Source organism: Streptomyces sp. NPDC091292, from assembly GCF_044757265.1.
In the GTDB taxonomy this organism is placed as follows: Bacteria; Actinomycetota; Actinomycetes; order Streptomycetales; family Streptomycetaceae; genus Streptomyces.
Genome location: NZ_JBIVUQ010000021.1, coordinates 89,516 through 111,008 on the forward strand (window position 1 = coordinate 89,516; position 21,493 = coordinate 111,008).

Genomic DNA, 21,493 nt, shown 5'->3' on the forward strand with positions numbered 1-21,493 from the left:
CAGCGCTGCCGCCGCCGCACCCGGGAGTGCCCATGCCAGCAGCACCGGAAGCCGCCCGTACCGCCGACTCCGTCCGCACCGCACCCCGCATCTGCCCCCTCTGTGAAGCCACCTGCGGGCTCACGCTCACCATCGAGGGGACCAGGGTCACCGGTGCGCGCGGGGACCGTGACGACGTGTTCAGCCGCGGCTTCATCTGCCCGAAGGGCGCGTCCTTCGGGACGGTCGACGGCGACCCGGACCGGCTGACCGGACCCTTGGTGCGCCGGGACGGGGTCCTGCGCGAGGCCACCTGGGAGGAGGCGTTCGACGCGGTCGCCGCCGGGCTGCGGGGTGTCGTGGACGCGTACGGGCCGCACGCGGTCGGTGTCGTCCTCGGCAATCCGAACGTGCACACCATGGCGGGCGCCCTCTACCCGCCGCTGCTGCTCGCCGCACTCGGCACCCGCAGCCTGTTCACGGCCAGTACGGTCGACCAGATGCCCAAGCACGTCTCCAGCGGACTCCTCTTCGGCGACGCGCACGCCATCCCCGTACCGGATCTGGACCACACCGACCATCTGCTGCTTCTGGGCGCCAACCCGGTGGAGTCCAACGGCAGTCTGTGCACCGCGCCCGACTTCCCCGGCAAGCTCAAGGCCCTGCGCGCCCGGGGCGGCACGCTGACCGTGGTCGATCCGCGCCGCACCCGTACGGCCAGGCTCGCCGACCGCCATCTCGCGATCCGCCCCGGCACCGACGCGCTGCTGCTCGCCGCCATGGCGCAGGTCCTGTTCGAGGAGAAGCTGACCGCTCTCGGCGCCCTCACCGACCAGGTGGAAGGGCTCGACGAACTGCGGTCCGCCGTACGGGAGTTCACGCCCGAGGCGGTCACCGGCGCCTGCGACGTGCCGGCCGGCACCATCCGGGAGCTGGCCAGGGAGCTGGCCGCCGCGCCGACCGCCGCCGTGTACGGCCGGATCGGCAGCAGCACCGTCTCCTTCGGCACCCTCGCGAGCTGGCTGGTCGACGTCCTGAACATCCTCACCGGCAACCTCGACCGCCCCGGCGGCGCCCTGTTCCCGCAGTCGGCGACCGACAAGGCACCCCGGCCCGCCGGGCCCGGCAAGGGGTTCGCGCTCGGCCGCTGGCGTTCCCGGGCCGGTGGCCACCCGGAGGCCAAGGGCGAACTGCCGCTCGCCGCGCTCGCCGAGGAGATCGACACCCCGGGCGAGGGCGGACCCGGCGCCCTCACCGACGGGCCGATCCGCGCCGTGATCGCGATCGCCGCCAACCCGGTGCTGTCCGCGCCGGACGGAGACCGTCTCGACCGGGCCCTGGAATCCCTCGACTTCATGGTCAGCGTCGACCCGTACCTGAACGAGACCTCGCGCCACGCGCACGTGGTGCTGCCCCCGCCGCCGCCCTCACGCAGCGCGCACTACGACTTCGCGTTCAACATGTTCGCGGTGCGCAACCAGGCCCGCTACACGCCCGCCGCCGTCCCGCTCGACCCGGGCGCGATGGACGAGACGGAGATCCACGCCCGGCTGATCCTCGCCGCGTCCGGGATGCACGGCGCCGATCCGTCCGCCGTGGACGCCCTCGCCGTCGACAGCACGCTCGGCAAGGCCGTCGCGGACCCGCACGGACCGGTGCACGGCCGCGATCCGAAGGAACTGGCCGCGCTGCTCACCGGCGCGTCGGGGCCCGAGCGGCGCCTCGACATGATGCTGCGCCTGGGCCCGTACGGCGACGGCTTCGGCGCCCGGCCCGGCGGGCTCGGCCTGGACCGGCTCCTCGCGCACCCGCACGGGGTGGACCTCGGCCCGCTGCGCCCCCGCCTGCCGCAGCCGCTGAAGACCCGCAGCGGCCGGATCGAGCTGCTGCCCGCGCCGCTCGCGGGCGACCTTCCCCGGCTGGCCCGCGCCCTGCGAGAGGGGAGAGAGGGGACCGACAGGACGGGCGGGCTCGTCCTTGTCGGCCGCCGCCATCTGCGCTCCAACAACAGCTGGATGCACAACGTGCCTGCCCTGAGGGGCGGTTCCAACCGCTGCACTCTCCAGATCCACCCCGCCGACGCCGACCGGCTCGGGGTCACGGACGGCGCCCCGGTCCGGATCAAGGGCGCCGGGGGAGAGGTCGAGGCGCCCGCCGAGGTCACCGCGTCCGTACGGCCCGGCGTCGTGAGCCTGCCGCACGGCTGGGGCCACCACCGGCCGGGCACCCGGCTGCGGGTCGCCGCCGCCGACCCCGGGGTCAACGTGAACCAGCTACTCGACGGCACCCTGCTGGACCCGCTGTCGGGCACCGCCGTGCTCAACGGCATCCCCGTGGAGGTCACGGCGGCGACCGCGCCGACCATCACAACCCTGTGACCTGGAGTTTTGCGCTTATTGCTCGCGTGTCAACATCTTGTTAACGCTGAGATGCGGGCCCTAACGTCTCGCTGACCGCCGGCCCTGGTGGGAGTTCAAGGGCGAACGTTAGGTATCCACTCATGCTGACTATCCTCGGCTTCGCCATGATCGCGACCTTCCTGGTCCTGATCATGATGAAGAAGGTGTCGCCGATCGCGGCGCTGGTTCTGATCCCCGCACTGTTCTGTGTGTTCGTGGGGAAGGGGGCGCACCTCGGCGACTACGTCATCGACGGCATCGGCGCGCTCGCGCCCACCGCCGCGATGCTCATGTTCGCGATCGTCTACTTCGGCGTCATGATCGACGTCGGGCTCTTCGACCCGATCGTGCGGCTCATCCTCCGCTTCGCCAAGGCGGACCCGGTGCGGATCGTCGTCGGTACGGCCGTGCTCGCCGCGATCGTCTCGCTCGACGGCGACGGCTCGACCACCTTCATGATCACCGTCTCGGCGATGTACCCGCTGTACAAGCGCCTGAAGATGAGCCTGGTCGTGATGACCGGTGTCGCCGCGACCGCGAACGGCGTGATGAACACCCTTCCGTGGGGCGGCCCGACGGCCCGCGCGGCCACCGCGCTGAAGCTCGACGCCAGCGACATCTTCGTCCCGATGATCCCCGCGCTCGGCGTCGGCCTCCTCGCCGTCTTCGCCCTCTCGTACGTCCTCGGCCGCCGCGAGCGCAAGCGGCTCGGGTACCTGTCCCTGGACGAGATCATCGAGACGGACACCGTGACGGACTCCGTGACGGCGGGTGCCGGCGTCGGCGTCGGCGAGAAGGTGCTGGTCGGGGCCGGTGGCAAGGGTTCCGCCGGTGGTGCGAGTGGTGCGGCAGGTACCGGCTCGGCGGGTGGCGGGACGGACGCCGACTCCGACACCAACTCCGGCAAGGGCTCCGGCAAGGGCTCCGGCGAGGACGACTCCCCGGACCGGAACTTCGACGTCCTCGACCCGAACCGCCCCACCCTGCGCCCCAAGCTGTACTGGTTCAACGCGCTCCTCACGGTGACCCTCCTGACCGCGATGATCATGGAGTGGCTGCCGATCCCGGTGCTGTTCATCCTCGGCGCCGCCCTCGCGCTGACGGTCAACTTCCCGCACATGCCCGACCAGAAGGCCCGGATCGCCGCGCACGCCGAGAACGTCCTCAACGTCTCCGGCATGGTCTTCGCCGCCGCCGTCTTCACCGGCGTCCTCCAGGGCACCGGCATGGTCGACCACATGGCCAAGGCCGTCGTTTCCGGCATCCCGGACTGGATGGGCCCGCACATGGCGCTCGCGACCGGTGTCCTGTCCATCCCGTTCACGTACTTCATGTCCAACGACGGCTTCTACTTCGGCATCCTGCCGGTGCTCGCCGAAGCCGGTAACGCCCACGGGGTCTCCTCGCTGGAGATCGCCCGCGCGTCCCTGATCGGCCAGCCGCTGCACATGTCGAGCCCGCTGGTGCCCGCCGTCTACGTCCTCGTCGGCATGGCGAAGGTCGAATTCGGCGACCACACCAGGTTCACCGTCAAATGGGCCGCGCTCACCTCGCTGGTGGTGCTCGGCGCCGGATTCCTCTTCGGCATCCTCTGAGCCATGACCTTTCCGTCTCGTAAGGACGGCACATCGGACGGCACAACAGGCGGCATATCAGGGCCCGGTGGCAACCGGCGCTGGCTGCTCCGTCTCGTCATCGCCTTCAGCTTCGCGCAGGGGGCGGTGTCGATGGCGCGGCCCGCCGTCTCCTACCGGGCCCTGTCGCTCGGCGCGGACGAACGCGCCATCGGTGTCATCGCCGGCGTGTACGCGCTGCTCCCGCTGTTCGCCGCCGTCCCGCTGGGCCGCCGTACCGACCACGGCCGGTGCGCGCCGCTGCTGCCCGCCGGGGTGGTCCTGATCTCCGGTGGCTGCGCGCTCAGCGGTACGGCGGGCTCGCTGCCCGCGCTCGCGGTGTGGAGCGGACTGATGGGGATCGGGCACCTCAGCTTCGTGATCGGCGCCCAGTCGATCGTCGCCCGGCAGTCCGCACCGGCCGAACAGGACCGCAACTTCGGCCACTTCACGATCGGCGCCTCGCTCGGCCAGCTCGTCGGACCCGTCGCGGCCGGGCTGCTGATCTCCGAGCACGCGGGAGCCATGGCGCGTACCAGCGCGCTCGCGCTCCTCGTGTCGGCCGGGGTCTGCGCGGTGGCGTTCACGGCGCTGTGGCGCATCGAGCACCGGACACCACCCGGTCGGCGCGGTCGGGGGAGCGCCCCCGACCGGGTCCCCGTCCTGCGTATCCTGCGCGCCCGGGGTGTGCCCGGCGGCATCTTCATCAGCCTCGCCGTGCTGTCGGCGACCGACATCCTCACCGCGTACCTCCCGGTCGTCGGCGAACACCGGGGCATCACCCCGGCCGTCGTGGGGCTGCTGCTCAGTCTGCGGGCCGCCGCGACCGTCGCCTGCCGACTGGTGATGACCCCGATGATCCGGCTCGTCGGCCGTACCGCGCTGCTCGTGACGACCTGTCTGCTCGCGGGCCTGCTGTGCGTCGGCATCGCGCTGCCGGTGCCCGTGTGGGCGCTCGCCCTGATGCTCGCCGTGCTCGGCTTCTGCCTCGGCGTCGGCCAGCCGCTGTCCATGACGACCGTCGTCCGCGCGGCCCCCGCCGACGCCCGTTCCACCGCCCTCGCGCTGCGCCTCACCGGCAACCGGCTCGGACAGGTCGCCGCGCCCGCGTCGGCCGGACTCGTCGCGGGCGTCGCCGGGACGGCCGCCCCCTTCGCGATGCTCGGGGCGCTGCTGTTCGCGGCGGCCTGTCTCGGCATACGGACAGGCGGTACGGGGCAGGAACCCCCTTCACCACTTTCACCCGCCGGAACACGCCAAGGTCCGCCGGGGGCGCAGGGACCCCCTGGCGCCCCGGAAACTAACAGCGCTAGTTTGGGGGGTGCACGCGAGCCGCACGCCCGGGAGGAAACGCCATGAAGGTCCATGACGGCCTGTACATCGACGGAGCGTGGCGCCCGGCGGAGGGCACCGGCACGATCACGGTCGTGAACCCGGCCGACGAGGAGGAGATCGGCCGGGTCCCGGCCGGTAACGCCCTGGACGTCGACACCGCCGTACGGGCCGCCCGCGCCGCCTTCCCCGGCTGGGCCGCCACCCCGCCCGCCGAGCGCGCGGCCCGGCTCACCGCCCTGCGCGACACGCTCGCCGCCCGCCAGGAGGAGATCGCCGAGACAGTCACGGCGGAGCTGGGCTCACCGCTGTCCTTCTCGCGCGCCGTCCACGTGGGCGCCCCCCTGCTGGTCGCCGGTTCCTACGCGGACCTCGCCGCGACCCACGCCTTCGAGGAGCGGATCGGCAACTCGACCGTCTTCCTCGAACCGGTCGGTGTGGTCGGCGCGATCACGCCCTGGAACTACCCGCTGCACCAGATCGTCGCCAAGGTCGCCCCCGCGCTCGCCGCCGGCTGCACGGTCGTCCTGAAGCCCGCCGAGGACACCCCGCTCACCGCCCAGCTCTTCGCCGAGGCCGTCCATGAGGCGGGCGTACCCGCGGGTGTGTTCAACCTCGTCACGGGGCTCGGCCCGGTCGCCGGGCAGGCGCTCGCCGAACACCCGGGCGTCGACCTCGTCTCCTTCACCGGCTCCACCGCCGTCGGCCGCCGGATCGGCGCCGTGGCGGGCGCGGCCGTCAAGCGGGTGGCCCTCGAACTCGGCGGCAAGTCCGCGAACGTCGTCCTGCCGAGCGCCGACCTCGCCAAGGCGGTCAATGTCGGCGTGGCGAACGTCATGTCCAACTCCGGCCAGACGTGCAGCGCCTGGACCCGCATGCTGATCCACCGGGACCGGTACGAGGAGGCCGTCGCACTCGCCGCGACGGCCGCCGTGAAGTACGGCGACCGGATCGGGCCCGTCGTCAACGCCCGCCAGCACGAACGCGTCCGCGGCTACATCCGTACCGGGCTCGCGGAGGGCGCCCGTCTGGTCGCGGGCGGCCCCGACGCGCCCCGCGCGCGCGGCTACTACGTCAGCCCCACCGTCTTCGCGGACGTCACGCCCGGGATGACGATCGCCCAGGAGGAGATCTTCGGGCCTGTCCTGTCGCTCCTCGCCTACGAGGACGAGGACGACGCCCTGCGCATCGCCAACGGCACCGTCTACGGCCTCGCGGGCGCCGTCTGGGCCGCCGACGACGCCGAGGCGGTCGCCTTCGCGCGGCGCATGGACACCGGGCAGGTCGACATCAACGGCGGGCGCTTCAACCCGCTGGCACCGTTCGGCGGGTACAAGCAGTCCGGCGTGGGACGGGAACTCGGGGCGCACGGTCTGAGCGAATACCTCCAGACGAAGTCGCTCCAGTTCTGAACCCGAGCACCCCGTACCGCACTCAAGGAGTAATGACCGTGGTCCGCGCCGCCGTTCTGCCCGCCGTCGGATCTCCCCTGGAGATCACGGAGATCGACCTGCCCGAGCCGGGCCCCGGCCAGGTCAGGGTCCGTCTCGCCGCCGCCGGGGTCTGCCACTCCGACCTGTCCCTGATGAACGGCACCCTGCGCGTCCCGGTCCCCGCCGTCCTCGGCCACGAGGGCGCCGGAACCGTCGTCGCCACTGGCGAGGGCGTCACCCATGTCGCGCCCGGCGACGGGGTCGTCCTCAACTGGGCGCCCTCCTGCGGCCGTTGCCCCGCCTGCGCACGCGGCGAGGTCTGGCTGTGCGCCGACGCCCTCACCGGTGCCGGCGCGGTCTACGCCCGAACGGCCGCCGGTACGGACCTCCACCCCGGTCTGAACGTCGCCGCGTTCGCCGAGGAGACCGTCGTCGCCGCCTCCTGCGTCCTGCCCGTACCCGACGGCGTCCCGCTCGCCGAGGCCGCCCTCCTCGGCTGCGCGGTCCTCACCGGATACGGAGCCGTCCACCACGCCGCGCAGGTCCGCGAGGGCGAGTCGGTCGCCGTGTTCGGGGTCGGCGGTGTCGGCCTCGCGGCGCTCCAGGCGGCCCGGATCGCGGGCGCGTCCACCGTCGTCGCCGTGGACGTCACCCCGGAGAAGGAGACCCTGGCACGGCGGGCCGGGGCCACCGAGTACGTCGTCGCCTCACCGGCCACCGCGAAGGAGATCCGCGCCCTGACCGGCGGCCAGGGAGCCGACGTCGCCGTCGAGTGCGTGGGGCGCGCGACGACCATCCGTACCGCCTGGGACTCCACCCGGCGCGGCGGCAGGACCACGGTCGTAGGTATCGGCGGCAAGGACGAGCAGGTCACCTTCAACGCCCTGGAGATCTTCCACTGGGGCCGCACCCTGTCCGGCTGCGTCTACGGCAACAGCGACCCGGAGAAGGACCTTCCGGTACTGGCCGGGCACATCAGGGCGGGCCGGCTGGACTTGAGCACATTGGTGACGGAACACATCGGACTGGAGGACATCCCGGGGGCGTTCGAGAACATGGTGGCGGGGAGGGGCGGGAGGGCACTGGTCCGCTTCGACCAGGCAGAGTTGTAGTCCGGCGGGGCGGGGCGGTTCTTGGCTGTGGCGGGGCGGGGCGCCTCTCGGCTGTAGCCCGGCGCCACGCTTCTCGGTTGTGGTTCGGTGGCGTGCCTTTCGGTTGTGGCTCCGGGCCGCGCTTTTCGGCTGTGGCCCGGCGCCACGCTTCTCGGTTGTGGCTTGGCGCCGCACTTCTCGGCTGTGGTTCGCCGTCACGCATTTCAGCTGTGGCTCAGTGGTCGCGATCTCGGCTGTGGCTCGACGGCGAAAAATTCAGCCCGTCCGGCGTTTGAGGACGTTTTTCAGCCTGTCCGGCGTTTGAGGACAGTCTTCAGCCCGTCCGGCGTTTGAGGACAAGGGACACCGGGGTCCGGGGGCGGCGCCCCCGGGAGCCGCCCGCAGGGCCCGACGGCGAGCGACGTGAACGGGACACCGCCACACCGGCAAGACACAACACACCCCCGCCAAGCGTCAACACCCCCGGCACCTCATCAAGCACCGCCCACGACATCAGCACCACCACCGCCGGCACCGCGTACGTCGTGGCGCCCATCCGGCTCGCCGTGGTCCGGGCCAGCGCGTACGCCCAGGTCGTGAAGGCGAGGGCGGTCGGGAACACACCCAGATAGACCATGTTGAGCGTCGCGGAGACCGGCGCGTGGGCGGCGTCCCGTACCAACTGCCCCGCGAACGGCAGACAGGCGACCGCGCCCACCAGACAGCCGAACGTCGTCACCTGGAGAGCACTGCCATGGCCGAGGGCGGGCTTCTGCGCCACCACCCCGCAGGCGTACCCGACCGCCGCGAGCAGGCAGAGGGCGACCCCGAGTACGGACGAGCCGCCGGAGCCCGACATCGAGATCCCGACGAGGATCGCGCCCGCGAAGGACACCCCCATGCCGGCGAGGAGCCTCGGCGGCAGCGGGTCACCGAGGACCCGGGACGCGAGCAGCGCCATCAGGATCGGGCCGATGTTCACCAGGAGCGCGGCCGTGCCCGCGTCGACCTCCTGCTCGCCCCAGTTGAGGGCGACCATGTAGAAGCCGAACCAGAGCAGCCCGGAGACCGCGATCCCCGGCCAGGCCGCGCGCGACGGCCACCCCTCCCGGCGTATCAGGCACAGCGCGCCGAGGGCCACGGCCCCGGCGAGCAGCCGTCCGAGTGCGAGGGCCCCGGGCGCGTACGCCTCGCCCGCACTGCGGATCGCCACGAACGCGGAGGCCCACAGCACGACGGTGACGGCGGCGGCGCCCGTGGCCAGCCGCCGTGAGCGGCGGCTCGACGCGGGTGCCTGGTCGGGTGCGGGGGTGGAGACCGCGCCAGGTGCGTGAGGTGTCGCGCCGGGCGTCGTGTCGGATTCCGGTGCGATCCGGGATGCGGGGTCGGTCATGGGCGCGAGGCTATGACCTGGACGCTTCGGCGGTCACCGCAATATCGCGGGGCCCGTGGCGCGCGGCCCCGGTGCCGGATCACGCCAGGTCCGGTGGGGCGATGTCCAACAGGTCCCGGAGCGCGGTCCGCCCGGTGCCGGTCACCCGTACGGCCCGCTCCGACCCGATCCGTTCGCACCAGCCCGCCGTCAGGGCGTGCCGACACAGGGCGGCGCCCGCGACGCCGGCGAGATGCGGCCGGCGTTCCGTCCAGTCCAGGCAGGCGCGGGCGAGAGGCCGACGGCCGCCGCGCTCCAGGGCGATCCCGGTATCGGCGAACCACCGCACCCCGGCGTCGGTCAGCGCGAACCCGTTGTCCTGGCACAGCAGTTCACGACGGGTCAGCGCGTCCGCCAGGGCGATCCCGAGCCGCCCGGCCAGATGGTCGTAGCAGGTGCGGCCCCGCGCCATGGCGCTGCCCGCCCCCGCGGCCCCCAGGGTCCGGGGCCGCTCGGCGGGGGGCACGGGACCGGCCCGCGCGGCCAGGTCCTCGACGAGCTGGGCGACCCCGCCGTCGGCGAGACGTACGTACCGGTGGCGGCCCTGCCGTTCCTCGGTGAGCAGCCCGCCCGCGACCAGCTTGCCCAGGTGCTCGCTCGCCGTGGACGCGGCGACCCCGGTGTACCGGGCCAGTTCGCCGGCCGTCCACGCCCGTCCGTCGAGCAGCGCCAGCACGCACGCGGCGCGGGTCTCGTCGGCGAGCAGCCCGGCTAGGGCGGCCAGCCGGGGCGCCCCCGACGCGCCGATACCGAAGGTCCTTCGCGCGGTCATGTGTCCCAGCATGCGCCCGGAACCGTTCGGCGGTCACCGAAGTGTCGCCGAACCGTTCCGTTCCGGTGGCTCGTTGACGGCGTCTCACACGGTCCGTGACGTCACTTGCTCGTACTGCCGCGAGAGCCCGTCGAGGAGCGCGGTCAGGCCGGTCTCGAAGGCCCGTTCGTCGATCTTCTGCTGGCGCTCGGCGAGCAGATGCGCCTGGCCGAGATGCGGGTAGTCGGCCGGGTCGTACGCCGTCTCGTCGTCCACGAAGCCGCCCGCGAAGGAGCCGAGCGCCGACCCCATCACGTAGTACCGCATCAGCGCGCCGATCGAGGTGGCCTGCGCGGCCGGCCAGCCCGCCGCGACCATCGCGCCGAACACCGCGTCCGCGAGCCGCAGCCCCGAGGGCCGGCGGCCGGGACCGTGGGCGAGCAGCGGTACGACGTGGGGGTGCGCGGTGAGCGCCGCGCGGTACGACACGGCCCAGTCGCGCAGCGCGGTACGCCAGTCCCGGCCGTCCTCGAACATCGACAGGTCGACCTGCGCGCTCACCGAGTCGGCGACCGCCTCCAGGATCTGGTCCTTGGTCCGGAAGTGGTTGTACAGCGAGGGGCCGCTCACCCCGAGCTCCGCCGCGAGCCGCCGCGTCGACAGCGCCCCGAGCCCTTCCGCGTCCACCAGCGCGCGGGCCGTGTCCACGATGAGGGCTCGGCTGAGGAGGGGCTTGCGCGGTCGGGCCATGCCGCACATAGTAGGGCTACCGGGCGTAAACTAGCGCTGGTAGTTTACGCTGTTCCGGCCCGCGACGACGAGGAGTCCCGCCCGTGAACCTGGAGCTGAGCGAGGAGCAGACCGCCGTCCGCCGGCTGGCCGAGGACTTCGTCGCGCGCGAGATCACCCCGTACGCCGCCGAGTGGGACCGGGTGGAGTCCATGGACCGTTCGATTGTCAGGAAACTCGGCGATGTCGGCTTCCTCGGGCTGACCGTGGCCGAGGAGTACGGCGGCTCGGGCGGCGACCATCTCGCGTACTGCCTGGTGACCGAGGAGCTGGGGCGCGGCGACTCCTCCGTGCGCGGCATCGTCTCCGTCTCGCTCGGTCTGGTCGCCAAGAGCATCGCGCACTGGGGCGGTGAGGAGCAGAAGCGGCGGTGGCTGCCGGGGCTGACCTCCGGCGAACTGCTGGGCTGCTTCGGCCTCACCGAACCGGGCACCGGATCCGACGCGGGCAACCTGACCACGCGCGCGGTCCGTGACGGCGGCGACTATCTGCTGTCCGGTACCAAGATGTTCATCACCAACGGCACCTGGGCCGATGTCGTCCTGCTCTTCGCCCGCACGGGCGGCGAGCCGGGGCACAAGGGCGTCTCCGCCTTCCTCGTCCCCGCCGACAGCCCCGGTCTGACCCGCCGCACCCTGCACGGCAAGCTCGGTCTGCGCGGACAGGCGACCGCCGAGCTGGTCTTCGAGGACGTCCGCGTCCCGGCCGCCGCGCTGCTCGGGCCCGAGGGCAAGGGGTTCTCGGTGGCCATGTCCGCGCTCGCCAAGGGCCGGATGTCGGTGGCGGCCGGCTGCGTCGGTATCGGGAGGGCCGCGCTGGACGCCGCCGTGCGGTACGCGGCCGAGCGCGAGCAGTTCGGCCGGCCCATCGCCCAGCACCAGCTCGTGCAGGAGCTGATCAGCGACATCGCGGTGGACGTCGACGCGGCCCGGCTCCTCACCTGGCGCGTCGCCGACCTGATCGACCGGGGCGAGCCCTTCGCCACCGAGTCCTCGAAGGCGAAGCTCTTCGCGTCCGAGGCCGCCGTGCGCGCCGCGAACAACGCCCTCCAGGTCTTCGGCGGCTACGGCTACATCGACGAGTACCCGGCGGGCAAACTGCTGCGCGACGCCCGCGTCATGACCCTCTACGAGGGCACCAGCCAGATCCAGAAACTCCTCATCGGCCGCGCGCTGACGGGCGTATCGGCGTTCTGACCGCCCATGCCTCCTGTCGGCCGTCCGCGTGGCCCGAGTATCCGCGCCCGCCGTGTCTGAGTACGCCGACGGATGTGCGGGCCGCCGTCCGGCGCCGATCGTGGGCGCATGAGTGAGCCAGCGGTCAAGCAGCAGTCCACGACGGCCTTCTACGGACAGGCCGTGGCGTCCTTCGCCGTCGCACTCGGTGCCACGGCGGCCGGGATCTTCAACCTGGACACGGACGCCTGGGTCCGGGCCTTCCTGGGGATCGCCGTGCTGTACCTCGTGACGTCCTCCTTCACCCTCGCCAAGGTCATCCGGGACCGGCAGGAGGCCGGAGAGTTGGTGAGCAGGGTCGACCAGGCCCGGGTGGAGAACCTGCTCGTCCGGCATGATCCCTTCCAGAAGGAGGGGCGCCCGCCCCACGGCTAAGCGCTTGCTCAGCTTCGGGGGTATGGTGGCCTCTCGACCAGGCGGAGAGGAGTGCGCGATGACTGCGGCGCAGGAGACCGGTGGCGAGACGCAGCCGTGGGGCGAGGTCAGCCCGGACGCGGCCAGGCGACTGCTCGTGGCCGCCGTGCAGGCCTTCGCCGAGCGCGGGTACCACGCGACGACGACCCGGGACATCGCGGGCCGCGCGGGGATGAGCCCCGCCGCGCTCTACATCCACTACAAGACCAAGGAAGAGCTGCTCCACCGGATCAGCAGGATCGGCCACGACAAGGCCCTCTCCGTCCTGCGGACGGCCGCCGACGGCGACGGCACCGTCGCCGAACGGCTCGCCGACGCCGTGCGCTCCTTCGTCCGCTGGCACGCCGAGCAGAGCACCACCGCGCGGGTCGTCCAGTACGAGCTGGAGGCGCTCGGACCCGAAGCGCGCGCGGAGATCGTCGCGCTGCGCCGCCGTACCGACGCCGTCGTACGGGAACTCATCGACGACGGCGTACGGGCCGGGGAGTTCGAGGTACCGGACGCCTCCGGCACCACGGTCGCCATTCTGTCGCTGTGCATCGACGTGGCCCGCTGGTTCAACATCGCGGGCCGGCGCACCCCTGACGAGATCGGGTTGCTGTACGCGGACCTGGTGCTGCGGATGGTCGGCCACACCGGGGACACGGCGGCGGTCCTGGCCCGGAAGTAGTGGTCCCGGCTCAGAAGTAGTAGCGGGACACCGACTCGGCGACGCACACCGGCTTGTCGCCGCCCTCGCGCTCGACCGTGACCGCCGCCGTGACCTGGACGCCGCCGCCCGCCTCCGTGACCTCGGTGAGGGTGGCGGTGGCGCGCAGCCGGGAGCCGACCGGTACGGGGGAGGGGAAACGGACCTTGTTGGTGCCGTAGTTGATGCCCATCTTCATGCCCTCGACCCGCATGACCTGCGGGACCAGCGTGGGCAGCAGGGACAGCGTGAGATAGCCGTGCGCGATGGTCGTGCCGAAGGGGCCCGACGCCGCCTTCTCCGGGTCCACATGGATCCACTGGTGATCGCCCGTGGCGTCCGCGAACAGGTCGATCCGCTTCTGGTCGATCTCCAGCCAGTCGCTGTGGCCCAACTGCTCGCCGACGGCGGCCCGCAGCTCGTCGGCGGACGTGAAGATCCTCGGCTCTGCCATCCCTGGTCTCCCCTGCGTCATTGTCTAAGCGCTTGCTCAGCATGGTCGGGTACGGGGGCGATGTCAACGGACGACCCCGTGAGGATGCCCCGTGGGGACGCCCGTGAGGACGCCCGGCGAGGTCGGTGCGCGGGGTGGGTAAGGTCGGAAGGGTGCCTCAGATCCCGGAGAAGATCCACGAACTCACGGTCGGACAGCTCTCCGCCCGCAGCGGTGTCGCGGTGTCGGCCCTGCACTTCTACGAGTCCAAGGGGCTGATCCACAGCCGCAGGACCTCGGGGAACCAGCGCCGCTACCACCGGGACACCCTGCGCCGGGTCGCGTTCGTGCGGGCGGCGCAGCGGGTCGGGATCCCGCTCGCCACGATCCGTGACGCGCTGGCGGAGCTGCCGGAGGAGCGGACGCCGACGCGGGCGGACTGGGCGCGGCTGTCCGAGACGTGGCGCTCCGAACTCGACGAGCGGATCAAGCAGTTGGGCTGGCTGCGCGACCACCTCACGGACTGCATCGGCTGTGGCTGCCTGTCCCTGGAGAACTGTGTCCTGTCCAACCCGAACGACACCTTCGGCGAGACCCAGACCGGATCCCGCCTGCTGCCGAGGCGCCTCAGGGAAACCCCGGCACCGGACGCGGCGCGCCCGTCCCCCGTTCCGCCGGAGTCCCCCAGTTGCCGCTGAACGCCGCGGCGGCGGACGGCCGTCGCGGCGCATGGCCCGCACGGTGATCGGCCGAGGATGCGGTCTCGCCTCCGCACCCGCACGGCCCGGTCACCGGTTCACGCCGACAGGGGAACCAGGATCGCGCTCTGCCGTACTCGCTGAAGTGCCGCCGGGGTCAGGACGGGCCGTGGGACCACGATGCCGCAGGTCCGGCAGGTCGGGCCCGCGTCCGGGTCGGGCTTCCAGGTCAGATCGGAGCGGGTGCACACCGGGCACACGTCCCGGGGCTCGCGCTCCAGCGCCGCGATGAGCCGGCGCAGCACATCCGCGAGTGCCCCCTCCGGATGGACGCGGGGGTCGTCGCACCAGGCGACTCCGAAGCCGCCCCAGGTCAGCCGGTGCCAGTCGTCCACGCTCCCGGGGCTGCGCAGCCCGTCGTGCTTCTCGCGCCGCCTGCGCTCCGCGAACTGCGCCTCGTACGCGAGCCAGACCGCCCGCGCCGCCTCCAACTCGTCCAGCGCGGCCACCAGCCGCGCCGGGTCGGGTGACCGGTCCTCGGGGTCGAACCCCGCCCGGGAGCAGAGATGGTCCCAGGTCGCCCGATGCCCATAAGGGGCAAACCTCTCCAGGCACTTACGCAGTGAATACCGCCGTAGCGCCAGATCGTTGCGCGGATCGCGCACCTGTCTCGCGAGACTCCGGAATCCGGCCATCTCCCAGCACCTCCGTCACCTGTACCTCTGTTACTCATCCATACGTCCCGGCCCGCGCGATCGTTCGCGGCCGTCTCCGTACCGACGTTGACGAATAGACGTATGAGCCCCCGATTCGGCTCCCGTCGATCGGGGGACCTGCACCAGTTGGCCGGAAATGGCCGTCGAGGCCCCGGTCGCCGCGACGGAAGCCCTCGGGCCACCCCGTAAAAAAGTTGACGCATGTTCATCTTCACGGGCCGACCTACCGGCGGTAACCTCCGGCTCACCAATGTCGGGAGGAGCAGGAATGCCACCGCGCACGCTCAGAACCACCCTCGGCACCACCCCCCACGGCCCCCGCGGCCCCCTCCGCCGTACCGTCCGCGGCACCGTGCGGGCGCTCGCCGCCACCGCCGTGTTCGTCCTCGGCGCGGGGCTGCTGTCCCCGGCGTCCCAGGCGACGGCCGCCGCCCCGCCGCCGAACGACGACTACTGCCTCGGCCAGTGCTCGGACATCCTGCCGCCCGGGGCCAACGGCAACGCCACCCTCGTGGAGATACTCGGGCACCAGATATTCGGCACCCAGCCGGCGCACGCCGACGACCAGCTCGGCCCCTACGACGCCCTGTCGTCCGGCTACCCGTCCCTCACCGACGACGCGCTGAACACCTACTTCAACGACGCCTCCTTCGGCGTCCCCTCCGGCCAGGTCGCCTCCGTCACCCGCCCCCGCGACGACGTCACGATCACCCGCGACAAGAAGTACGGCATCCCCCACATCAAGGGCACCACGCGCTACGGCACCGAGTTCGGCGCGGGCTACGCGGCCGGGCAGGACCGGATGTGGCTGATCGACCTGTTCCGGCACATCGGGCGCGGCGAGCTGACCTCCTTCGCGGGCGGCGCCCTCGCCAACCAGGGCCTTGAGCAGGAGTTCTGGCCTCAGGCCCCGTACACCGAGGAAGACCTCCAGCGGCAGGTCGACTACCTCAGGGAGCGGGCAGGGGCGCGCGGCGAGCAGGCCATGGCGGACGCACAGGCGTACATCGACGGCCTCAACGCCTACCGCACGCAGTCCAAGAACGGCCGGTACTTCCCCGGCGAGTACGTCCTCACCGGCAAGATCGACTCGATCACCAACGTCGGCGAGATCCAACCCTTCAAAATCACCGACATGATCGCCCTCGCCTCGGTCGTCGGCGGGCTGTTCGGCAACGGCGGCGGGGGAGAGGTCGACGCCGCGCTGTCCCTGCTCAAGGCGCAGGAGACGTACGGCGTCCAGGAGGGCACCCGGATCTGGGAGTCGTTCCGCCAGCGCAACGACCCCGAGACCGTGCTGACGATCACCGACGGCACCGCCTTCCCGTACGCGGAGAAACCGGCGAACGCGCGCGGCGCGGCGATGCCGGACCCGGGTTCGGTGGAGCGGGAACAGCTCGTGTACGACCGCACGGGCTCCGCGAAGTCCGCCGCCGCGGCCACCCCGACGGCCGCCGGGAAGTCGCTGCCCAAGACGCCCGTCAAGACGTCCGGCAGCCTTAAGCGCGTGCAGGGCATCTTCGACGACGGGGTGCTGCCCGCCGACATGTTCAGCGGCGGCGCCGCCAAGAAGGGCATGTCCAACGCCCTGCTCGTGTCCGGGAAGAACACCGCCAGCGGGAACCCGGTCGCCGTGTTCGGCCCGCAGACCGGGTACTTCGCGCCCCAGTTGCTGATGATGCAGGAGCTTCAGGGCCCCGGTATCAGCGCGCACGGTGTCTCGTTCGCCGGTGTCGGCATGTACATCCAGCTCGGCCGGGGCCAGGACTACGCCTGGTCGGCGACCTCCGCCGGACAGGACATCACCGACACCTACGCCGTCCCGCTCTGCGAGCCCGGCGGCTCGGCGCCCACCAAGCAGTCCACGCACTACCTCTACCGGGGCACCTGCACCCCGATGGAGAAGCTGGAGAAGCGCAACGCCTGGAAGCCGTCGGTCGCCGACTCCACGGCCGAGGGCTCGTACCGGATGCAGGTCTTCCGGACCCAGTACGGCGTGGTGACGCACCGCGCGACCGTCGACGGCAAACCGGTCGCGTACGTCTCGCTGCGCTCCACCTACCGCCACGAGGCCGACTCCATCATCGGCTTCCAGATGCTCAACGACCCCGCGGCCGTCAAGGACGCCCAGGGCTTCGCCGAGGCGGCCCAGCACATCAGCTACGCCTTCAACTGGTTCTACGCCGACTCACGGGACATCGCCTACTACAACAGCGGCGCCAACCCGGTGCGCGCGGCCGACGTCGACCCGTCGTTCCCGGTGAAGGCCGAGCCGGCCTACGAATGGCGTGGATTCGACCCCACCGACAACACATCGGCGCAGACCCCGCCCGCCGAACACCCCCAGTCGGTCAACCAGGACTACTACATCTCCTGGAACAACAAACAGGCCGAGCGGTACAGCTCGTCCAACTTCAGCCTGGGCGCCGTGCACCGCGGTGACCTCCTCGACGGCCGGGTGAAGAAGCTCGTAGCCGCCGGCGGGGTCACCCGGGCCTCGCTCACGCAGGCGATGGCGGAGGCCGCCGTCACCGATCTGCGCGCGGAACAGGTCCTGCCGGAGATCCTGAAGGTGCTGCGCAGCAAGCCGATCACGGACCCCGCGCTCACCAAGGCCGTGCAGCAGTTGGAGGCGTGGCGTACGGCGGGCTCCCAGCGCAAGGAGACGTCGGCCGGGTCGCGCACCTACGCCCACTCCGACGCCATCCGCATCCTGGACGCCTGGTGGCCGAAGCTGGTCGAGGCCGCGTTCAAACCGGGCCTCGGACAAGGGCTGTGGGACGCGCTGACCGCGCAGCTCGGCGTCGACGAGTCACCGTCGTCGGCCCATGGCCCCACCGGCGCGCACGCGGGCTCCGCCTTCCAGTACGGCTGGTGGGGCTATGTCGACAAGGATCTGCGGTCGGTGCTCGGCCAGTCCGTGAAGGGTCCGCTGGGCCGCACGTACTGCGGCGCCGGTGATCTCGGCGCCTGCCGGGACGCCCTCCTGAGCACCCTGAAGACGGCGGCGGCCGTGCCCGCCGCCACGGTCTACCCCGGCGACGCGAGCTGTGCGGCGGGCAACCAGTGGTGCGCCGACGCGATCGTGCAGCGCGCGCTCGGCGGGATCACGCACCGCGCGATCCAGTGGCAGAACAGGCCCACGTACCAGCAGGTCGTGGAGTTCCCCTCGCACCGCTGACGGTGGTGCCCCGACCGGTGACCCGTCCCTCGGGTCACCGGTTGTGGGGCGGCCGGGTCAGCGGTATGCGAGGTACCTCTTGCGGGTCGCGCGGAAGGCGGCGAGTTCGCCCTGCCAGGCGCCGACCACCTCGTCCGTGCCCGCTCCCGCGTCGATCATCGTGCGGACCTGGGTCGACCCCGTCAGCTTGTCGATCCAGTTGTCCGACCGCCAGGCGAAGCCGCTCCAGGTCTGCTTCGCCGTGACGAGCAGCGCGATGCCGGTGCGTACGGGGTCGAACGCGGCCCGGTCGGCGAGGTGGATCTGCACCCCGCCGACCGTCTTCCCCTGGAACTTGGAGAACGTCGGCGCGAAGTACGCCTCGCGGAAGTGCACGCCGGGCAGGGCGAGTCCGTTCACGGCGGCGGCCCACCGCTGGTCGATGCCCTCCGCGCCGAGCAGTTCGAAGGGGCGGGTCGTGCCGCGCCCCTCGGAGAGATTGGTGCCCTCGAACAGACAGGTACCGGAGTAGACGAGCGCGGTGTCGGTCGTCGGCATGTTCGGGCTCGGCGGCACCCACGGCAGCCCCGACGTCTCGTAGAAGTCGGACCGCTTCCAGCCGCTCATCAGGACGGTGTCGAGGCGTACGGGCTTCGCCAGGAACTCGTGGTTGAACAGCCGCGCCAGCTCGGCCACCGTCATCCCGTGGGCCTGCGCGATGGGCTGCCGCCCGACGAACGTCGCGAACTCCTTGTGCAGCACCGGTCCGTACGCGCCCCGACCCGTCACCGGATTGGGCCGGTCCAGCACCACGAACCGCTTGCCCGCGAGCTGCGCGGCCTCCATGCAGTCGAACAGGGTCCAGATGTACGTGTAGAACCGGGCGCCGACGTCCTGGATGTCGAAGACGACCGTGTCCACGCCCGACGCCGTGAAGATGTCGGCGAGCGGCTGCCCGCTCTTGAGGTACGTGTCGTAGACGGGCAGCCCGGTCGCCGGGTCGTCGTACCGGCCCTCGGACCCGCCCGCCTGCGCCGTCCCCCGGAACCCGTGCTCCGGCCCGAACACCGCCACCAGGTCCACCCGGTCGTCCGCGTGCATCACGTCCACGAGGTGCCGGACGTCCCGGGTGACCCCGGTCGGGTTGGTGACGACGCCGACCTTGTCACCGGACAGCAGCCCGTACCCGTCGGCGACGAGCCGTTCGAACCCGGTCCGCGGGCGGCTGCCGCCGTGACCGGAGGCGGAGGCCGGGGTGGCGGCCAGGGCGGTGGTGGCGGTGGTGGCGGCGAGCAGACTCCGTCTGGACAGGTGCATGGGCAGACCTCCGGAAGATCGCAAACCTGACATGAGCACGGAGGCAAGTATGGGGTGCGGGTGTACTGAACGGGGTGCGAGTCGTGGGGTGCGGGCGAACTGAACGGGGCGCGATGCCGCGCCCCGATACCCCACCCGGCCGGTTCGGCACCGCCGGCCACCGCCGTGGGGCGACTCGCCGTCGCGGCGGAGACATTTTCCGGCTGCGCCGGGCGGTGCGGCTTCGCCGACGGGGGTGGGGGCAGGTTCGGCACCGTCGGCTACCGCCGTGGGGCGGTTCGCTGTCGCGGCGGAAACATATTTCGGCAGCGCCGGGGCGGTGTGGCTTCGCGGGTGGGGGTGGGGAGCTTCGCCGGTGGGGTGTGTCGTGGTGCCCTGCCCCCACCTGGCCGGTTCGGCGCCGCCGGCTGCCGCCGTGGGGCGGTTCGCTGTCGCGGTGGAGACATTTTCCGGCTGCGCAGGGGCGGCGTGGCTTCGCGGGTGGAGGTGGGGGGCTTCGTCGGCGGGGCGTGTCGTGGGGCCCAGGTTGGGCACCGTCGGCCACCGCCGTGAGGCGGTTCGCCGTTGCGGCGGAGAGATTTTCCGGGTGCGCCGGGGCGGTGTGGCTTCGCCGATGGGGCGGGGGGCTTCGCCGGTGGGGTGTGTCGTGGTGCCCTGCCCCCACCTGGCCGGTTCGGCGCCGTCGGCTGCCGCCGTGGGGCGGCTCGCCGTGGCACGAAGCCGCACCCCCCACCATCGCCCCCGACAAAGCCACACCGCCCCGGCCCAGCCGGAATGCCGCTCTGCCGCGACGGCGACTCCCCCCCCCACAGCGCGCCCGGCGAAGCCGCACAGTTCCGGCGCAGCCGGAATGACTTCCCGCCGCGACGGCGAGTCCCCCCACGGTGGTGGTCGGCGGTGCCGAACGGGCCGGGCGGGAGCAGGCGCCCACCCCCATCGGCGAAGCCGCACCGCCCGACGCACCCGGAAAATCTCTCCGCCGCGACAGCGAGCCGTCCCACGGTGGTGGTCGGCGGTGTCGAACCGGCCGGGCGGGAGCAGGGCACCACGACACGCCCCACCCACGAAGCCACCACCCCGCACCCGCACCAGCGAAGCCGCACCGCCCCGGCGCAGCCGGAAATGTTTCCACCGCGGGTCTCGGGTGTGGGGTTTCCCCGTGGTGACCGACTGCTTAGTCTGTTGTTGAGGTGTCCAGTCTCAGGGAGTGTGGTTGTGGAGAGTTTGCGTGGGGTCGGTGTTGTTGTCACCGGGGCCGGGGGTGGGATCGGGGCCGCGCTTGCTCGGCGGTTTGCGTCCGTCGGTGCTCGGGTTGTTGTCAATGATCTGGATGCCGCCAGAGCCGAGGCCGTGGCCGGGGAGATCGGGGGTGTTGCCGTGGTCGGTGATGCCTCGGGGATCGTGGGCCAGGCTCGGGACGCGCTCGGTGGTGTTGTCGATGTGTACTGCGCGAATGCGGGGCTCGGGGCCGGCGGCAGTGAGAGTACGGACGACGACATGTGGGACGCGGCCTGGGACGTCAATGTGATGGCCCATGTCCGGGCGGCCCGCGCCCTGCTGCCCGACTGGCTGGAGCGCGGCAGCGGCCGGTTCGTCTCCACCGTCTCGGCCGCCGGACTGCTCACCATGATCGGCGCGGCGCCCTACAGCGTCACCAAACACGGCGCGTATGCCTTCGCCGAGTGGCTGTCGCTGACGTACCGCCACCGCGGCCTCAAGGTCCACGCCATCTGCCCGCAGGGCGTCCGTACCGACATGCTCGCGGCGACCGGTTCGGCGGGCGAGCTGGTCCTCGTGCCCACCGCCATCGAACCCGAGACGGTCGCGGACGCCCTCTTCGCCGGTATCGCACAGGACCGCTTCCTGATCCTGCCGCACCCCGAGGTCGCCGAGTACTACCGGGTACGCGCCACCGACCCCGACACCTGGCTCACCGGCATGAACCACCTTCAGCGGAAGTGGGAAGGGATGCCTGCCAACTGACGGAATCCCGCAAGAAACGGCCCGCCGCTT

17 protein-coding genes are annotated in these 21,493 nt (G+C 72.0%); 11 read left to right on the forward strand and 6 right to left on the reverse strand.

All coding sequences use genetic code 11. The features are described from left to right. Positions 1-32: 32 nt before the first annotated feature. The 5 genes from ACIQNU_RS36320 (at position 33) to ACIQNU_RS36340 (ending at position 7,868) form a co-directional block, all read left to right on the forward strand. Entirely contained in the window at positions 33-2,357 is a 2,325-nt protein-coding gene (locus tag ACIQNU_RS36320) for a molybdopterin oxidoreductase family protein (RefSeq protein ID WP_401374669.1), read from the forward strand. A gap of 122 nt (positions 2,358-2,479) precedes the next feature. Next, entirely contained in the window at positions 2,480-3,973 is a 1,494-nt protein-coding gene (locus ACIQNU_RS36325; RefSeq protein WP_401374671.1) for a CitMHS family transporter, read from the forward strand. Between the two features lie 3 nt (positions 3,974-3,976). Then, complete coding sequence (locus ACIQNU_RS36330; protein WP_401374674.1) at positions 3,977-5,350, forward strand: MFS transporter; 1,374 nt, start codon at positions 3,977-3,979, stop codon at positions 5,348-5,350. Then, a complete protein-coding gene (locus ACIQNU_RS36335) occupies positions 5,347-6,735 on the forward strand; it encodes an aldehyde dehydrogenase family protein (RefSeq protein WP_401374677.1) in 1,389 nt (462 codons plus the stop codon). Before ACIQNU_RS36330 ends, ACIQNU_RS36335 begins: the two co-directional genes overlap by 4 nt. A 32-nt stretch (positions 6,736-6,767) precedes the next feature. After that, positions 6,768-7,868, forward strand: a complete 1,101-nt coding sequence (locus ACIQNU_RS36340) for a Zn-dependent alcohol dehydrogenase (protein ID WP_401374679.1) — start codon at positions 6,768-6,770, stop codon at positions 7,866-7,868. Positions 7,869-8,181: 313 nt separating this feature from the next. On the opposite strand, the gene ACIQNU_RS36345 is transcribed toward ACIQNU_RS36340, so the two are convergent. The 3 genes from ACIQNU_RS36345 to ACIQNU_RS36355 form a co-directional block, all read right to left on the reverse strand. Beyond that, on the reverse strand, positions 8,182-9,240 hold the full coding sequence (locus ACIQNU_RS36345; protein ID WP_401374682.1) for a DMT family transporter: 1,059 nt from the start codon (positions 9,238-9,240) through the stop codon (positions 8,182-8,184). A gap of 79 nt (positions 9,241-9,319) precedes the next feature. Beyond that, positions 9,320-10,063 carry an ArsR/SmtB family transcription factor gene (locus ACIQNU_RS36350; RefSeq protein ID WP_401374685.1) on the reverse strand — a complete coding sequence of 248 codons (744 nt, stop codon included), beginning with the start codon at positions 10,061-10,063 and terminating at the stop codon, positions 9,320-9,322. Positions 10,064-10,135: 72 nt separating this feature from the next. Beyond that, positions 10,136-10,780: a TetR/AcrR family transcriptional regulator gene (locus tag ACIQNU_RS36355; protein ID WP_401374687.1), complete on the reverse strand. Its 645-nt coding sequence runs from the start codon at positions 10,778-10,780 to the stop codon at positions 10,136-10,138. Between the two features lie 83 nt (positions 10,781-10,863). Here ACIQNU_RS36355 and ACIQNU_RS36360 point away from each other — a divergent pair, with 83 nt between their 5' ends. The 3 genes from ACIQNU_RS36360 (at position 10,864) to ACIQNU_RS36370 (ending at position 13,138) form a co-directional block, all read left to right on the forward strand. After that, complete coding sequence (locus tag ACIQNU_RS36360) at positions 10,864-12,015, forward strand: acyl-CoA dehydrogenase family protein (protein ID WP_401374690.1); 1,152 nt, start codon at positions 10,864-10,866, stop codon at positions 12,013-12,015. 108 nt (positions 12,016-12,123) lie between these two features. Beyond that, positions 12,124-12,429 (forward strand): YiaA/YiaB family inner membrane protein, encoded by a 306-nt coding sequence (locus ACIQNU_RS36365; RefSeq protein WP_401374692.1) that lies wholly within the window; start codon positions 12,124-12,126, stop codon positions 12,427-12,429. Positions 12,430-12,487: 58 nt separating this feature from the next. Beyond that, positions 12,488-13,138 carry a TetR/AcrR family transcriptional regulator gene (locus ACIQNU_RS36370; protein WP_401374695.1) on the forward strand — a complete coding sequence of 217 codons (651 nt, stop codon included), beginning with the start codon at positions 12,488-12,490 and terminating at the stop codon, positions 13,136-13,138. Positions 13,139-13,148: 10 nt separating this feature from the next. Here ACIQNU_RS36370 and ACIQNU_RS36375 read toward each other — a convergent pair whose 3' ends face one another. Next, complete coding sequence (locus ACIQNU_RS36375) at positions 13,149-13,610, reverse strand: MaoC family dehydratase (protein WP_401374698.1); 462 nt, start codon at positions 13,608-13,610, stop codon at positions 13,149-13,151. 152 nt (positions 13,611-13,762) lie between these two features. Here ACIQNU_RS36375 and soxR point away from each other — a divergent pair, with 152 nt between their 5' ends. After that, positions 13,763-14,287, forward strand: coding sequence for a redox-sensitive transcriptional activator SoxR (gene soxR, locus ACIQNU_RS36380; protein WP_401374700.1), 525 nt, complete (start codon positions 13,763-13,765; stop codon positions 14,285-14,287). Positions 14,288-14,385: 98 nt separating this feature from the next. On the opposite strand, the gene ACIQNU_RS36385 is transcribed toward soxR, so the two are convergent. Further along, complete coding sequence (locus tag ACIQNU_RS36385) at positions 14,386-14,982, reverse strand: hypothetical protein (protein WP_401374703.1); 597 nt, start codon at positions 14,980-14,982, stop codon at positions 14,386-14,388. 289 nt (positions 14,983-15,271) lie between these two features. On the opposite strand from ACIQNU_RS36385, the gene ACIQNU_RS36390 reads away from it, so the two are divergent. Further along, positions 15,272-18,184, forward strand: coding sequence for a penicillin acylase family protein (locus ACIQNU_RS36390; RefSeq protein ID WP_401374705.1), 2,913 nt, complete (start codon positions 15,272-15,274; stop codon positions 18,182-18,184). A gap of 57 nt (positions 18,185-18,241) precedes the next feature. Here ACIQNU_RS36390 and ACIQNU_RS36395 read toward each other — a convergent pair whose 3' ends face one another. Beyond that, a complete protein-coding gene (locus tag ACIQNU_RS36395) occupies positions 18,242-19,480 on the reverse strand; it encodes an exo-beta-N-acetylmuramidase NamZ domain-containing protein (RefSeq protein WP_401374708.1) in 1,239 nt (412 codons plus the stop codon). Between the two features lie 1,209 nt (positions 19,481-20,689). On the opposite strand from ACIQNU_RS36395, the gene ACIQNU_RS36400 reads away from it, so the two are divergent. Then, complete coding sequence (locus tag ACIQNU_RS36400) at positions 20,690-21,463, forward strand: SDR family oxidoreductase (RefSeq protein WP_401374710.1); 774 nt, start codon at positions 20,690-20,692, stop codon at positions 21,461-21,463. Positions 21,464-21,493: the final 30 nt, after the last annotated feature.